Genomic DNA, 15,575 nt, shown 5'->3' on the forward strand with positions numbered 1-15,575 from the left:
TGCCACAGGCAGACGATTCGAACCAGCCTCTTTGTCTTGCTTCGGCAGAATTCCCCGCCTATACGCGCGACTATGCTTGATACCGCCACGAACCAACCCACCTTGCCGCCCGAGATCGCCCGGCGCCGGACATTTGCCATCATCTCGCACCCGGATGCGGGCAAGACGACCCTGACGGAAAAGTTCCTGCTGTATGGCGGCGCCATCCAGATGGCCGGTCAGGTACGCGCCAAGGGTGAGGCACGGCGGACACGTTCGGATTTCATGCAGATGGAGAAGGATCGCGGGATCTCGGTCTCGGCCTCGGCCATGTCGTTCGACTATGGAAACTTCCGGTTCAATCTGGTGGACACGCCCGGCCACAGCGATTTCTCGGAAGATACCTATCGCACTCTGACCGCAGTGGACGCGGCCGTGATGGTGATCGACGGCGCGAAAGGTGTGGAAAGCCAGACCCAGAAACTGTTTGAGGTCTGCCGCCTGCGCGACCTGCCGATCCTGACCTTCTGTAACAAGATGGACCGCGAAAGCCGCGATACGTTCGAGATCATCGACGAAATTCAGGAAATGCTGGCCATCGACGTCACGCCCGCTGCCTGGCCGATTGGAGTAGGCCGCGACTTTATCGGCTGTTACGACATGCTGCGCGACCGGCTGGAGCTGATGGACCGCGCTGACCGTAACAAAGTGGCCGAAAGCATCCAGATCAACGGGTTGGACGACCCCAAGCTGGCCGAACATGTGCCCGAGCACCTGCTTGAGAAGCTGCTGGAAGAGGTTGAGATGGCACGCGAATTGCTGCCTGCGCTTGACCCCCAAGCGGTATTGGAAGGCCACATGACCCCGATCTGGTTCGGCTCGGCGATCAATTCGTTCGGCGTCAAGGAACTGATGGAAGGCATCGGCGCCTATGGTCCACAGCCGCAGGTACAGTCCGCGGAACCCCGCCAGATCGCACCGGAAGAAAAGAAAGTGTCCGGATTTGTCTTCAAGGTTCAGGCAAACATGGACCCCAAGCACCGCGACCGGGTGGCATTTGTGCGCATGGCCTCGGGCCATTTCAAACGCGGCATGAAGCTGACCCATGTTCGATCGAAAAAGCCGATGGCAATCTCGAACCCTGTGCTGTTTCTGGCATCCGACCGGGAACTGGCCGAAGAGGCCTGGGCCGGAGACATCATCGGCATCCCAAACCACGGCCAGCTGCGCATCGGCGACACGCTGACCGAGGGCGAAGCGATCCGGGTAACCGGCATCCCTTCCTTTGCGCCGGAACTGTTGCAAACCGTGCGACCGGGCGACCCGATGAAAGCCAAGCACCTGGAAAAGGCGCTGATGCAATTCGCCGAAGAAGGCGCGGCCAAGGTGTTCAAACCGTCCATCGGATCGGGCTTTATCGTCGGCGTCGTTGGCGCGCTGCAATTCGAGGTTCTGGCCAGCCGGATTGAGATGGAATACGGCCTGCCGGTACGGTTCGAGGCGTCTCAATTCACCTCCGCCCGCTGGGTCAGTGGTGAAAAGGTTGAGGTCGAGAAATTCGTCAATGCCAACAAGCAGCACATCGCTCATGATCATGACGGCGACATCGTCTATTTGACTCGCCTGCAGTGGGACATCGACCGGGTCGTGCGGGACTATCCCGACCTGAACCTGACCGCCACCAAAGAGATGATGGCGTGACAGGGTCACGAGCTTCATATGCCGGATAATGTCCCAAGCTGGGGCATTGTATCAACGATCCGGGGCTCGGCCCCGGACATACTTCGGTTTGCGGCCTATCACCTCGATCTCGGGGCCGACCGCATGTATCTGTATCTGGACGAGCCCTGCCCGGCTGCGTTCAACGCCCTGAACCGCCACCCACGGATCGAAATACGCAACTGCGACGAAGGGTACTGGGCGAACCGAAAGCGCGAGAGGCCCGACAAACATCAGGTCCGGCAAACCGCAAATGCCAGCTTTACTTACAGAAAGGCTGAGGTCGACTGGCTCGCCCATATTGATCTGGACGAGTTCCTCTGGCCGCAATCCGACCTTGGCGCGATATTAGCGGAGATTCCGCAACATATCCCAGCGGTGCGCGTTCGTCCGATCGAGCCCGTAGGCGGAACCGAAGACCTGTACAAAGCCTATATCCCCGCTGGTCAGGGCCGTGATGGGATCGTTCAGGCACTATATCCGAATTTTGGCGGATTTGTTCTTGCTGGATTCCTCAGCCATGTTCAGGGTAAACTGTTTGTTCGCAAAGGCTTACCTAAGATCAATTTCCGGATTCACAATCTGTTTCAGGATGGCGAAATCCTCCCGACCAAGGTCGAGCTGCCCCAGGTTGATCTATGCCACCGTCATGCACCTGACTGGGATCATTGGCTAGCCCATTATCGGTTCCGGTTCGAAAAGGGCTCGTATCAGCCAGGCATGTCACCCAATGTTCCGCGCGAACAAGGCGGGATGAACATGAATGAATTACTGAACTGGATCGAAAAAGAAGATGGGGCTCACGGCCTGCGTGCTTTCTATAATGAAATCAGTGGCGCCGACCAAGAAGTTCGCACCCGCCTCGAAAAGTTTGGGCTGATTAAGCACCGTCCGCTGGATTTGGATGGAAAAGTCGCGAAACATTTCCCCGGAAGTACCTGAATTGTTGCGATAAATCCGCGTGGTCAGCCGGTGTCGCAGCATAAAAGTGACTTCATTTGACCCTGCCCCGTGATTTTGTTATGTCCCGCCAAGCCGAAATGCACAAAACATCGCATGGCCATCCGGGCCCGGCACATTCTTTACGCGCGGGCCAGGTTTTAGTGTCCGCAACAACCGGACATACATGACAAAGTTTAACGAACTGAACCTGAACCCGAAGGTCCTCAAAGCCATTGAGGAAGCCGGATACGAAACGCCAACACCGATCCAGGAAGGCGCAATCCCACCCGCGCTTGAGGGCAAGGACGTTCTGGGTATCGCCCAGACCGGTACAGGCAAAACCGCCAGCTTCACGCTACCGATGATCACGTTGCTGGCCCGTGGCCGCGCACGTGCGCGCATGCCGCGGTCGCTGGTGCTGTGCCCGACACGGGAACTGGCCGCGCAGGTGGCCGAGAATTTCGACACCTATGCCAAAAATGTAAAGCTGACCAAAGCGCTGTTGATCGGCGGCGTCAGCTTTAAGGAACAAGATGCGCTGATCGACCGTGGCGTCGACGTTCTGATCGCCACACCAGGTCGCCTGCTGGATCATTTCGAACGCGGCAAACTATTGTTGACCGGCGTCCAGATCATGGTGGTGGATGAGGCCGACCGAATGCTGGATATGGGCTTTATCCCCGATATCGAACGCATTTTTTCGCTGACGCCGTTCACACGCCAAACGCTGTTCTTCTCAGCCACCATGGCGCCCGAGATTGAGCGGATCACCGATACATTCCTGTCGGCCCCAACCCGTATCGAAGTTGCCCGTCAGGCGACGGCCTCGGAAACCATCGAGCAAAGTGTGGTCATGTTCAAAGGTGGTCGCCGTGACCGCGAGGCCAGCGCCAAGCGTCAGGTCCTGCGTTCGCTGATCGACTCCGAGGGCGAAAAATGCACCAACGCGATCATCTTCTGCAATCGTAAGACCGATGTGGACATCTGTGCGAAATCGCTGAAGAAATACGGCTATGATGCTGCCGCGATCCATGGCGATCTCGATCAGTCACAACGGACGAAAACACTGGACGGTTTCCGTGACGGAACACTACGTCTGCTTGTCGCCTCGGACGTTGCCGCGCGCGGATTGGATGTGCCCTCGGTCAGTCATGTAATCAATTTCGACGTCCCCGGCCACCCCGAGGATTATGTGCACCGGATCGGTCGTACAGGTCGCGCCGGACGCGAAGGCAAAGCGATCACTATCTGTTCGGGTCGCGATGAAAAAGCGCTGGCCGCGATCGAGAAGCTGATTCAAAAAGAAATTCCTCGCTTGGACAATCCGGTAAAGGAAGAGCCGAAACCCGAGAGGCCAAAACCCGAGAAAAAGGCCCGGCCAACTGAGGTCCGACCAACAGAGGCCCCCAAACGCGACGATAAAAGAGAAGATCGCAAGAAGGATAAAGAAGTCAGAGGCCGTGGACGGCGCGCTGACAACGGTCCTTCAGTCGTGGGAATGGGCGATCACCTGCCCAGCTTTATCGCGCTCAGCTTCGACGAACGCCGCACGGGTTAAATAGACAAAACCAGTGCCAGAATTGATGCGCCCAATAACGTCATCCCGGCGATCTCGCGCCGGGTGATGGTTTCGCGGAAAAACAAGATCGACGCGAACAGGCTGAGGATCAGCTCGACCTGCCCCAGAGCCTTGACGTAGGCGGCGTTTTGCAAGGTGAATGCCAAGAACCAGCAGAACGATCCGCACAGGCTGGTCAGTCCGACAAATACGCCCGTTCGGCGTGTCTGCCACACGGCGCGCAGCTCGGCCCTGTCTCGCCACAACAGCCACAGGCCCATGCTGACGAACTGGAGCGAGACAACGACTGCCAGCGTCACAAGTGCCCGAAACCACGCATCAATCTCGCCCAATTCAAGCGAGGCACCCCGATAACTGACCGAGGAAAACGCAAACAGCACACCTGATCCCAGGCCAAGCCGCGAGGCCCGGTTCGTCAGGTGTCGCCACCACGCCCCGTCTCCTCCGGGACTTTTTGACAGCAGCAACACAGCCGTCAGCCCCAGAAAGATCGCCCCAAGCGCCCAGGACGAGACCTGATCGCCCAGGACCAGAAAACCAACGATGGCGGTCTGGATCACTTCGGTTTTCTTAAAAGTTATGCCGACAGCAAAATTGCGCTGTTTGAACAAGGCGACGACACAGATCGTGGCAAGGATCTGAGCCGTTCCTCCAATGGTGGCAAACACCCAGAACCGGGCGGTCAGCGGCGGCAAGGAATACCCCGTCAACTGCAGCGCCGCGATCAGAGCGATTAGAACCAGCGGGATTGAATAGGCAAACCGGGCGAATGTCGCCCCGGCGGCCGTCAGCTTTACACTGCTCAGCGATTTTTGCAGCATGAACCGCACCGTCTGAAACGTTGCGGCGGCTATAGTGACAGGTATCCAGAGGCTCATGCCGCCTTTTGTGGCCGCAAATCAACCCTTTGGCCAGAGCGGATGCGCCACCGGGTCTTTTACCTTCCAGAAATACGCCCGGAAAACATCGGCATATGAAGGGTATACATAGGCCTTATTCGTGGCCAGATAGCCCTCTTTACCCTGCTGGTAGATCTTCGGAAGTTGATACCAGGGGGTACGCGGGTTCAGATGATGAACTACATGTAAATTGTTGTTCAAAAACAGAAAAGACAGTATCCCGCGATCTTCGATGATAACGGTTCTTGCCCCCACATCTTCATGCGCACGGTGTTCCAGAAAAGTGCGTATTTTGACAAGGCCAAGCCCCAAATACGCGGACAGGACATAGGCCCAGACCGGCATGGGCGACAAGGTCACGATCCAGATAACCGCAACCACGCCTGCCATATGCAAAGCCCATGCGCGCAATATGTCCCATTCGCCACGCGCGGCCCCTCGCAACTCGTCCCTGACAAAGGCAACCTGTCCGATTGCAGGGCCCAAAACGATCCGCCCCAACAGAGTATTGTTCACCGATAACAACCGCCTGTGCCAGTGACCTAGCCCCGACCAAACTTTTGGGTCCAGATAGTTTGATTCAGGATCATCATAGGGATCGGTCAGCGTTGCATCCCGATGATGCGCCAAATGCAGGTCCCGAAACCGCTGATATGGGATGAATAAGGTCAAGGGCAGCGCCATCAGCGCCTCGTTCAGCCATCTGGCGCGAAAAGGATGCCCGTGCAGTGCTTCATGCGTCAATGATGAATGTAACGCGGCCACCGCGCCCATCACTGGAACCGCCAACCAGATGGGCAGGAAGAAGATCACGGTCAACCAGGCAGCATAACAGGCCAGCATCAGCGTGAAAGTGCCCCATTCCGGACCCGGGCGCTCAGACATTGCGCCCCCACGAAATACCCGCCCAGACCCTCTCATAAACCACATAGAGTGTCAGCCCGATCGCCGTGTTTACTACGGCCAGAGTTCCGCCAATCGCGGCGGACCCTGTCGCAACCAGCCCAACCACCGACATGATGATCAGGCCCATCACGTTCCACAAAACCGCCTTCACGACCGATCTGCGTCGTGTTTCCATTCCGTCACCCATAATATTGTTATGGCTTAAGAAATACGGCCCGCCGCTTAGGTTGAAAATTCCGAATATGATTAACAAAACTCATCAAACGTGATATTTATCACCACATGCAGGATAAAATAGACAAACGCGACCGTGCGGCTCAATTCCGTTTGCGCCTTGCCCGCGCAATGGAAGAACGCCAAATCAGCCGAAGCGCCCTCGCGCGCCAGATCGGTGTTGACCGCTCAACCGTATCGCAACTGTTGACTGATCACGGGGCACGGTTGCCGAATGCCCATGTTGTCGGAAGCTGCGCGACGGCATTGGGTGTTTCGGCGGACTGGTTGCTGAGCCTGTCTGACCGGCCGGAAAGCGCGGCCGAGTTGCTGGCTTTGTCGCTGAGCATGACTGAGGCCCCCCGCGCCCTGGTAGATGAGCGCATATTCGAGTGGCACCAAGAGGCAGCGGGTTACAAAATCAGATATGTTCCTGCGACCTTGCCTGACATGCTCAAGACCCGCACCGTTCTGGAATGGGAATACGCACCGCATCTGGGGCGCACGGCAGATCAGGCCATAGGTGCGTCCGAAGATCGGCTGACCTGGATGCGCAGCGCCCAGTCCGATTATGAGATCGCAATGCCAATGTACGAAATCGACAGCTTTTCGCATGCAACCGGCTATTATCAAGGCCTTAGCCTTCGCAAGCGGCTGGATCAGATTGACCACCTTTTGGAGTTGTGTGAACAGCTCTACCCACGGCTGCGTATCTATCTGTTCGATGCCAAACGGCTGTATTCGGCTCCCGTAACGATTTTCGGTCCCCTTCTTTGCGTGTTTTACGCAGGAAGCCATTACATGGCCTTTCGCGATCGCGACCGGATTGAAATTTTCAGCCGCCATTTCGACACTCTGGTTCGCGAGGCGGTCGTGACCGCGCGGGACTTTCCAGAGCACCTGCAACAGCTCAGAGCAGCGATTTCCCGCGACATATGATGCATCCCCGTACAACCTGTGGTATCGTCGCCGGGCGCGAACTTTCGGGCATTCCGACCACAGACGGAGGACCACAGGAATGGACGCACTGAAAACAGCCCAATATGCACGGGCTTTATACACGGCGCACGGTGACCAGGCCGAGGCAGAAGCCGCAATGAAAATGCGCGAATGCGAGGCTGCCGGAAACGCTCAGCAAGCCCGCGATTGGCAAGCCGTTCGTCAGACCATCCGCCAGATCCGAGGCCCCAACCAGGGCTAGGTTACAGTTTCGGGTCAGGATTAACCGTGTGACCATCCACCGCGATCACCTGACCCGACACCAACCGCGCCGCGCCAGAGGCCAGAAAGACAGCCATATTGGCGATGTCCTGCGCTTCGACGAAACGACCCATGGACGTGCCCGAGGCATAGCCCTGATAGACCTCGTCCCGGCTCATGCCTTTGGTCGCCGCCTCGCGTGCCAGAACGCCTTCCATCCTTGGGCCCTCCACCGCGCCGGGACAAATCGCATTGGCGCGGACGCCGTGAGGGCCAAGCTCCATCGCCAGTGTTTTCATCAATCCGATCACCGCCCATTTGGCCGCGGCATAGGGCGCACGAAAGGGATAGCCATATTGCCCCGCAGTGGATGAGGTCAGGATGATGCTGCCCGCCCGGGCGGATTTCATCAGCGGCGCGGCGTATTTGGCCGCCAGAAACGCCCCCTCCAGATTGACCGCTACGCAGCTACGCCAATCCTTCAGGTCGATATCCTCGATTGCGCTGGTCGGCCCGGCAATTCCCGCATTGGCGCAGAGCGAATCCAGACCACCCGCATCAGAAATCGCGGCGAACACGGCGCGCATATCACCCTCATCCGACACGTCAGCATGGTGGGCTGTCCAATGATCCGGCACGCCATCTAGCGCCACCCGATCAATATCTGTGATCCAGACAACATACCCGGCCGCATCAAACGCCTCTGCCATAGCCCGACCAACACCCGAAGCGCCAGCCGTCACCAACACCCGGCAGGTCATGAGGGTTTCCGGATCGCAACCCCGGCCCCTTCGGGATAAGGCAATCCGGCCTGCGCTTCGGCGATGCGGGCCATAGCGGCCTCAATGCTGGGCGATGGCGGGCTGGGGCGGCGTGTTTCCAGGCTGACATGCAGCAAAAAGCTCTCCCCGGTCGCCAGCAGCGTCTCACCGCTATACATGCTGTGGAACACGTGCAGTTTCTTGCCCTGCCCCAACAGCATCTGGGTGCGCACCTCAATCTTTGCGCCCGCATGGACCTCATTCATGTAACGAATGTGGTTTTCCGCGGTGAAATAGCTGCCCCCGGACGAGATATATTCCATATCGCAGCCGATGATCTCCATGAACCGGTCGGTGGCGGCGGCAAAAGCCTCAAGATACTTTGCTTCGTTCATATGGCCGTTGTAATCGGTCCAATCCAAAGGCACGGCACGGGACAGAGTCAGGATCGGTTGGCTCAGATCCGCTTGTTCCAGCGATGGCAGCGCACCCGGTTTCAGCAGCGCGTCATGCTGGTTCAGCACCGCCCCCGCGCCCCAGTTCTGCGCCTTGAGTGCGCGCATCATCCCCACGAGGTTGTTGTCGCGGATACGCTCCAGCTCGCGGATCGAATGCATGCCGGATTGCGCATCTGACTGATCCGCAATCAGATCGACAAGCTCGTCAGTGAATTCGGGCACATCCATCAGCTTGGTCCAGGGCCATTTCAGTGCCGGGCCGAACTGCGCCATGAAGTGCCGCATCCCGGCCTCGCCGCCGGCGACACGATAGGTTTCGAACAGACCCATCTGCCCCCAGCGGATGCCAAACCCCATACGGATCGCCTCGTCGATTTCCTCGGTCGTGGCGACGCCGTCCTTGACCAGCCACAGCGCCTCGCGCCAGACGGCCTCAAGGAACCGATCGGCGATATGCGCGTCGATCTCTTTCTTCACGTGCAGCGGGAAGAATCCGACCGATTTCAGGAGGTCTTGCGCCCGTTCGATCATCTCGGGCGGATTCGCGCCAGTTGGCACCAATTCGATCAGCGGCAGAAGGTATACCGGGTTGAACGGATGCGTCACCACGATCTGTTCGGGGCGCAGCGCGCCGTCCTGCAATTCAGACGGCTTGAACCCACTAGTCGAGGAGCCGATGATCGCACCCGGATCACAAGCCTCTTGCAAGCCCTTGTAAACTTTCAGCTTCAGGTCCAGCCGTTCCGGCACACTTTCCTGAATCCACTCGGCACCCTGTACCACATCGACTATATCATCATGGAATGACAACGCACCTTCAGGCGGCAACGGGACGTCGCTCAGCCCCGGTAGCGAGCGGCGCGCATTGTCCAAAACTTCTCCGATCTTACGCTCGGCTTCCGGGTCCGGGTCGAATACCCGAACGTTCCAACCGTTCAGCAGGAACCGCGCGGCCCATCCGCCGCCGATAACTCCGCCGCCAATGATTGCTGCTGTTTTTGTCATCACTTCACTACTTTCAACTCTTGAGGGTCAAACCCATTTTCGCTCAGTACGTCACGCGCAATCGTCAGTTGATTTTGTGTGATCGTTAAATCTCTGCTCAGTACAACTGCAAACGACCTATCTGGGCGGGCCAATACAACCATCTGCTCCCCGTCACCCACGTAGATGATGTGAAACTTTGTGGGGCTTGCGGCAGTGATGTCATATTCAAGTGCAGACTCGGATCGCCGGGTAGGCACGCTCAGGTGGTTTTCAAAGCAATCACTTGCTCCTGCGATGTACCCAAAACATTCGGTCCGGTCTGGGTCACGCAATTGATAGCTAGGGTATGGCTGTCCCTCAAGCCTCACAAAAAGCCGTTGCGTGTTCTTGCTTTTGCGTCTGAACGCAGCCACTTCGAAATACGGCTCGTCAAAGATCGACCAATTCACCGCTTCGACAGGTTGAATAGCAAATTGACGCGCTCGAAAGCCTTCATTTCCGACCAAGCCACACGCTGGAACCAATCCAACGAGCAAACATCCGACTACCCATGAAATAACTCGGCGGAACATGGCCCGCCTAGCTTTTCGGCGCCCGCTTCACCAACCCAAGCTTCTCGCGGACCTCCTGCGGCCCGATCACCCGTGCACCCATATTCTCGATGATGCTACCCGCGCGTTCTACCAGTTGCCAATTCTCGGCCAGCACGCCTTTGTCCAGCCACAGGTTGTCCTCCAGCCCGACGCGCACGTTGCCGCCCGCCAGAACCGCAGCGGCCACATAGGCCATCTCATTCCGGCCCAATGAGAACGCGCTGAAGGTCCAGTCATCCGGCACGTTGTTCACCATCGCCATGAAGGTGTTCAGATCATCCGGCGCACCCCATGGAACGCCCATGCACAGCTGAACCAGAGCGTTCGATTCCAGAACGCCCTCTTTCACCAACTGCTTGGCGAACCACAGATGACCGGTATCAAAGGCCTCGATCTCGGGCTTTACCCCCAGATCGGTCATCATCTGGCCCATCGCGCGCAACGCACCCGGCGTGTTGGTCATCACATAATCGGCCTCGGCAAAATTCATGGTGCCGCAGTCGAGGGTGCAGATTTCCGGCAGACATTCGGCCACATGGGCCACACGCTCGGTCGCGCCAACCAAATCAGTTCCCGCCTCGGCCAGCGGCAGCGGGTTTTCGATACCGCCAAACACCATGTCGCCGCCCATGCCAGCAGTTAGGTTCAGCACGGCGTCGACCTCGGCATCGCGAATGCGATCTGTGACCTCACGATACAGTGCCGGATCACGCGAAGGCGCTCCGGTCTCAGGGTCGCGCACATGGCAATGCACTACCGCCGCCCCTGCCTTGGCTGCAGCTATCGCGCTGTCGGCGATCTGCTTTGGCGAACGCGGCACATGCGGGCTGCGATCCTGCGTCCCACCCGAGCCTGTGACGGCGCAAGTAATGAAGACTTCGCGGTTCATTTCCAAAGGCATGGCGTTCTCCCCAGCTTATACCCGGTTAACCCTGAGTTTTCCCCAGGCTTCTCCACGGATTCCGATTTGCTTTCGCCCCCGAGTTTGGCGCAGCTTTGGTCAAACACTTGTCAGAATGCGAATCGAACTTGATGAAATCCGCAAAAAACATATTGCAGCCCGAACATCGTGCCCTAAAAACGGCTGTGCTGGTGCTGGACGAATGCAACACGCTCAGCTTTGCGTCGGCCGTTGATCCAATGCGTGCCGCCAATCGGTTGGCGGATCGTCCGGCCTTTGATTGGGATTATGTGACAGCCACCGCTGAACCCGCCATGCTGACCAGTGCGCTTTCGGTTCCGGGTGTACCTTTGGCCCGGCTGCAATCCTGCGATCTGATGATTGTCGTTGCCGGGTTCCAACTGGCCCGCCATGCCACGCCCAGCCTGCTGGCCGGCCTACGCCGCATCGCCAAGACCGGCGCCACAATGGCAGGAATTGATGGCGGTCCCTGGCTGCTGGCCGAGGCAGGCCTGCTGAACGGCCACGCCGCCACCACCCATTGGGAAGATTTGGAGAACTTCTCTGCCCGCTTCCCCGAAGTGGACGTGCGCCCTGACCGGTTTACCGTTTCTGAAGGCCGCCTGACCTCGGGCGGGGCAATCCCAGCGGTCGAGATGATGCTGCATATCATCGCCGCCCGCCATGGCGCCGGATTTGCCGCCCGCGTCTCGGGTCTGTTCCTCTATGACGGTGCGCCTAATCCCACAAAACCACAAAGCCGCACCGGGGCGCCGCATCGCCACACAGCTTTGACCGCCAAAGCCAATACGCTGATGCAATCCGCACTGGACGACCCTATGCCATTGGCAGATATCGCCGAAACCCTGGGCACCAGTTCACGCACCCTGCAACAGCAGTTCCGACTGCGCCTGAACACCACGCCACAGGACCATTACCTGCAGCTCCGACTGGCCGAGGCACGCAGATTGGTGACGGACACCGATATGTCACTGATGGATGTGGCCCTGGCGACGGGTTTCGCCTCGCAATCCAGCTTTGCCCGCGCCTTTCGCACAGCGCACGGCCTTTCGGCCCGGGACCTACGGCAAGACAGGACACAACCCACACATCACTAAGCGGATCCGCTTTATCTGATTGAAAATACCGCGGAGGAGGCTCCGCCTGCGGAGACGAGGGCAGCGCCCCCTAGAACGGCATCGGATGCGCGCGATGCGCGTCGGTGATTTCAGTCAGAATTTCCCCGGAAAGGCGAAGTTCCTTACCGTCGAGAATATGCCCAAGCTGCGCCACCGTTGTCGCGCCGAAAATGGCCGACATCATGAAGGGCCGCGTCCGGCACCAGGCCAGCGCCATATGGACCGGGTCGAGATCGTGGCGGTCCGCAATCTCTAGATAGGCCGCAACCGCCTCAAATGCCCGTCTGCGATGGCGTCCTCCCACCTCAGGCACCAATGACATCCGCGAACCCTCGGGCACCATGCCGTTTTGGTATTTCCCGGTCAAAAATCCGGCGGCAAGCGGTGAAAAGGCCATCAGCCCCACATCCTCATGCGCGCTCAGCTCGGCCATATCGGTGTCGAAATGCCGGCACATCAAAGAATACTCGTTCTGAACCGATGCCACGCGGGGCGTGCCGGTGGCTTCGGCGATCCGCAACCACTGAGCGGTGCCCCAGGCGCTTTCGTTCGAAAGGCCAAACGCTCGGATATTTCCTTTGTTGACCTGTTCCTTCAGGGCAACAAGGCACTCGTGCATATTGTCCAGAACCTCATCGGTATTGTTCCCCGAAGGCGCATAGGTCCAGTTTTGCCGGAACATATAGCTTCCGCGGTTCGGCCAGTGAAACTGATAAAGGTCGATGCAATCCGTTTGCAGGCGGCGCAAGGAGCCTTCGACCGCCTCGGGGATTGTCTGCGGTGAAATCGGTGCGCCATCGCGCGCATGTGCGAACCCTGCCCCAGAATGCTTGGTTGCCAGAACATATTCACCACGCCGTGACGGGTTGGCGGCGTTCCAGTTGCCCAGAATTTCTTCGGTCCGGCCCACCGTCTCTTTCGAGATGGGATTCACCGGATACATCTCGGCGGCATCGACAAAATTAATGCCCCCATCAAGTGCCATGTCCATCTGAGTATGCGCGTCGGCCTCGGATGTCTGCGTACCAAATGTCATCGTACCCAGACACAGGTCTGTCACCATGATTCCAGTACGGCCCAGGGGCTTCATTTCCATCGCTCATTCTCCTGAAATCTGCGGAGGCCCTACGCCTCGGCCTTTTTTTCCCACCGGCCCGATTCCTCGGACCAATATTGCGCCGAACAGCCCGCCCCGGTCAGGTTCTTCCACTGCGCGCGGGCATGTTGGAGAGCGTGATCATCATTCCCATCGAACAGGATGCACACGCGTTCCAGCGCGTTCACTTCCTCGGGTTCAACCGTCGCGCCATCGACAGCCATCACGCAAGCCGGATCATTTGCGGCCTCGGCCCCTGTCGTCAGCAATATGGGCTGGTCCCTGTCATGCGGCCCCCCAGTGCGGCCATGTGGCAGGAACCCTTCCTCGGGGCCCTCCTGCCACAGCTTTTCGTCCAACCAATCCATCCGTGCGGGATCAGTTCCCCGCACGGCTATCTTCCACCCGGCCTGCCGCGCCTTGTCCAGCAACACGGGCAAGGTGTTTTCCAGCGGTTGGCGGGTCAGGTGATAGAAATAAACGGCGCCCATTGGATTATTCGAAATTGTCCTGCACGAACCGGCTCAGTGCGCGGACACCCCAACCGGTGGCCCCTTTGGGCGCATAGGATGTCTCGGTTGCAATCGAAGCCACCCCAGCGATGTCCAGATGGATCCAGGGGGTTTCGTCCTTCACGAACCGCTGCAGGAACTGCGCGGCAGTGATGGACCCGGCAGGTCGTCCACCGACATTCTTCATATCGGCGATGCGCGATTTCAACTGCTCGTCATAGGCTTTGCCCAGGGGCATCCGCCATGCGCCCTCATCCTCGGCCCCAGCAGCCTTTAGGAAGGCGTTGCAGAACGTGTCATTGTTCGAAAAGACACCGGCATTCTCATGCCCAAGCCCAATGATGATCGCGCCGGTCAATGTTGCCAGGTCGATCATGCCCACGGGGGCAAACCGCTCTTGCGCGTACCACATCACATCGCACAGGACCAAACGGCCCTCGGCGTCGGTATTGATGACCTCGACCGTGTCGCCCTTCATCGACTTGACGACATCGCCGGGACGCGTGGCATTGCCCGAAGGCATATTCTCTACCAGCCCGACAAGGCCCACGACATTGGCTTTGGCCTTGCGCTTGGCCAGCGCCCGCATGGTGCCTGCGACCACACCTGCACCGCCCATGTCCATGGTCATGTCTTCCATGCCTGCAGCGGGTTTCAAGGAAATGCCGCCGGTGTCGAACACGACGCCCTTACCCACCAGCGCCAGCGGCGCATCATCCTTGTCGCCCCCACTCCACTGCATCACCACAACCTTCGACGGGCTGACCGAGCCCTGCCCGACGCTTAACAAGGTGCGCATACCCAATTCGGCCAGTTTGTCTTCGTCGAGCACTTCGACGTCCAGGCCAAGCGCCTTCATTTCGGACAAACGATCTGCGAATTCGGTCGTCGTCAGCACATTGGCGGGTTCATTGGTCAGATCCCGAGTCATCCGGACACCATCGGCAATCGCATACAGCGGTGCGAATGCGGCTTCGACCTCATCATGTTTTTGATGACTGATTGTTACTGGTCCGGCTTCATCCGAATCTCGGGTTTTATGGGCATCGAAATCATAGCTGCGCAAAACGATCCCCAATGCCAGTTCTTCGGTCCGGGCTTGATTTCCGGCCATGACCAACAAGGGCTGGTGATCAGACAATTTGGCCAGCTTCGCCCCGGCCTTGCGTGCCTCTGCAGCATCGGCACGGCGCGACAGCACGAGAATATCAAGCGCTTCAGCGGCCATTCCGCCTGGCCAGGCAAGAGAGACTACATCGCCGGATTTCACCTTTTCGAACCGGTCGCTTTCGACAAGTCGGGCGACTGCGCCCCGGGTCAGACGGTTGGCGCGGCGTGCGGCTGGGTTCATCTTGCCTTCATCCGAGACAATAATCACGACGCGCCCTTTGGTCTGCGCCATCACGTCCACGTCAAAAGCCTTAAACTGAATTGGAACAAGACTGCTCATTGGGAACTCCTGAAAATCTGTTTCCCAAGACCTAGCCCGCGGCGACCGCATTGACCAGATAGCAGTTTTCCCCGCCGGGCATTTGCATTACAGTCGCGGAAAAAGTTCCGGCAGGGTCGGAGAGCGGGAGGGCGAATTGGCAAATCGGGGCAGGCATAGGCCGTTGCGCGCTGGCGCATGTACCGCTGATTCTCTTAACTTCAAGGCCCCCGCTGCAGGCAACGCAGTGATGCCGAGGGCG

The 15,575-nt window shown here is 58.4% G+C and carries 16 protein-coding genes; 6 read left to right on the forward strand and 10 right to left on the reverse strand.

The genetic code is table 11. The annotated features are described in order from the left end of the window. The first annotated feature begins 72 nt into the window (after positions 1 to 72). The 3 genes from AC2FH6_RS03390 (at position 73) to AC2FH6_RS03400 (ending at position 4,198) form a co-directional block, all read left to right on the forward strand. On the forward strand, positions 73 to 1,680 hold the full coding sequence (locus AC2FH6_RS03390; protein ID WP_281994525.1) for a peptide chain release factor 3: 1,608 nt from the start codon (positions 73 to 75) through the stop codon (positions 1,678 to 1,680). An 18-nt stretch (positions 1,681 to 1,698) separates the two neighbouring features. Continuing rightward, positions 1,699 to 2,640: a glycosyltransferase family 2 protein gene (locus tag AC2FH6_RS03395; protein ID WP_496701180.1), complete on the forward strand. Its 942-nt coding sequence runs from the start codon at positions 1,699 to 1,701 to the stop codon at positions 2,638 to 2,640. A gap of 184 nt (positions 2,641 to 2,824) precedes the next feature. After that, complete coding sequence (locus AC2FH6_RS03400; protein ID WP_496691135.1) at positions 2,825 to 4,198, forward strand: DEAD/DEAH box helicase; 1,374 nt, start codon at positions 2,825 to 2,827, stop codon at positions 4,196 to 4,198. Here the strand turns inward: AC2FH6_RS03400 and AC2FH6_RS03405 are convergent. Genes AC2FH6_RS03405 through AC2FH6_RS03415 form a run of 3 tightly spaced genes read right to left on the reverse strand, consistent with a single transcriptional unit; the run spans position 4,195 to position 6,199 of the window. Further along, entirely contained in the window at positions 4,195 to 5,097 is a 903-nt protein-coding gene (locus AC2FH6_RS03405; protein WP_496701182.1) for an EamA family transporter, read from the reverse strand. The genes AC2FH6_RS03400 and AC2FH6_RS03405 overlap by 4 nt on opposite strands. 21 nt (positions 5,098 to 5,118) lie before the next feature. Further along, positions 5,119 to 6,003, reverse strand: coding sequence for a fatty acid desaturase (locus tag AC2FH6_RS03410; protein ID WP_496701184.1), 885 nt, complete (start codon positions 6,001 to 6,003; stop codon positions 5,119 to 5,121). Beyond that, a complete protein-coding gene (locus tag AC2FH6_RS03415) occupies positions 5,996 to 6,199 on the reverse strand; it encodes a DUF2061 domain-containing protein (RefSeq protein ID WP_142635106.1) in 204 nt (67 codons plus the stop codon). Before AC2FH6_RS03415 ends, AC2FH6_RS03410 begins: the two co-directional genes overlap by 8 nt. Positions 6,200 to 6,306: 107 nt before the next feature. Between AC2FH6_RS03415 and AC2FH6_RS03420 the strand changes: the two genes are divergently transcribed. Both AC2FH6_RS03420 and AC2FH6_RS03425 read left to right on the forward strand, forming a co-directional pair. After that, the gene (locus AC2FH6_RS03420; protein ID WP_496701186.1) at positions 6,307 to 7,176 is read left to right on the forward strand and encodes a helix-turn-helix domain-containing protein; all 870 of its coding nucleotides are present in this window, start codon (positions 6,307 to 6,309) and stop codon (positions 7,174 to 7,176) included. 79 nt (positions 7,177 to 7,255) lie between these two features. Further along, positions 7,256 to 7,438, forward strand: a complete 183-nt coding sequence (locus AC2FH6_RS03425) for a hypothetical protein (RefSeq protein WP_142633436.1) — start codon at positions 7,256 to 7,258, stop codon at positions 7,436 to 7,438. A gap of 1 nt (position 7,439) precedes the next feature. On the opposite strand, the gene AC2FH6_RS03430 is transcribed toward AC2FH6_RS03425, so the two are convergent. The 4 genes from AC2FH6_RS03430 to bcoG are packed head-to-tail and all read right to left on the reverse strand — an operon-like array spanning position 7,440 to position 11,137. Continuing rightward, positions 7,440 to 8,198, reverse strand: coding sequence for an SDR family oxidoreductase (locus AC2FH6_RS03430; protein WP_496701188.1), 759 nt, complete (start codon positions 8,196 to 8,198; stop codon positions 7,440 to 7,442). After that, a complete protein-coding gene (locus tag AC2FH6_RS03435) occupies positions 8,195 to 9,661 on the reverse strand; it encodes a carnitine 3-dehydrogenase (RefSeq protein ID WP_496701190.1) in 1,467 nt (488 codons plus the stop codon). The genes AC2FH6_RS03430 and AC2FH6_RS03435 overlap by 4 nt, the downstream gene beginning before the upstream one ends. After that, positions 9,661 to 10,215: a lipocalin/fatty acid-binding family protein gene (locus AC2FH6_RS03440; RefSeq protein ID WP_281994519.1), complete on the reverse strand. Its 555-nt coding sequence runs from the start codon at positions 10,213 to 10,215 to the stop codon at positions 9,661 to 9,663. The genes AC2FH6_RS03435 and AC2FH6_RS03440 overlap by 1 nt, the downstream gene beginning before the upstream one ends. A gap of 7 nt (positions 10,216 to 10,222) precedes the next feature. Further along, positions 10,223 to 11,137 (reverse strand): 3-dehydrocarnitine:acetyl-CoA trimethylamine transferase BcoG, encoded by a 915-nt coding sequence (gene bcoG, locus AC2FH6_RS03445; RefSeq protein ID WP_496701191.1) that lies wholly within the window; start codon positions 11,135 to 11,137, stop codon positions 10,223 to 10,225. Positions 11,138 to 11,268: 131 nt separating this feature from the next. Between bcoG and AC2FH6_RS03450 the strand changes: the two genes are divergently transcribed. Next, positions 11,269 to 12,255, forward strand: coding sequence for a GlxA family transcriptional regulator (locus AC2FH6_RS03450; RefSeq protein ID WP_496695666.1), 987 nt, complete (start codon positions 11,269 to 11,271; stop codon positions 12,253 to 12,255). A gap of 70 nt (positions 12,256 to 12,325) precedes the next feature. Here AC2FH6_RS03450 and AC2FH6_RS03455 read toward each other — a convergent pair whose 3' ends face one another. From AC2FH6_RS03455 to AC2FH6_RS03465, 3 genes are read right to left on the reverse strand one after another with little or no spacing between them, the layout of a single operon-like run. Next, positions 12,326 to 13,372 (reverse strand): aldo/keto reductase, encoded by a 1,047-nt coding sequence (locus AC2FH6_RS03455; RefSeq protein WP_496701194.1) that lies wholly within the window; start codon positions 13,370 to 13,372, stop codon positions 12,326 to 12,328. 29 nt (positions 13,373 to 13,401) lie between these two features. Further along, positions 13,402 to 13,863, reverse strand: coding sequence for a DNA polymerase III subunit chi (locus AC2FH6_RS03460; protein WP_496701196.1), 462 nt, complete (start codon positions 13,861 to 13,863; stop codon positions 13,402 to 13,404). 4 nt (positions 13,864 to 13,867) lie between these two features. After that, positions 13,868 to 15,334, reverse strand: coding sequence for a leucyl aminopeptidase (locus tag AC2FH6_RS03465; protein ID WP_496701197.1), 1,467 nt, complete (start codon positions 15,332 to 15,334; stop codon positions 13,868 to 13,870). Positions 15,335 to 15,575: the final 241 nt, after the last annotated feature.

Source organism: Ruegeria sp. CDSC045, from assembly GCF_059610725.1.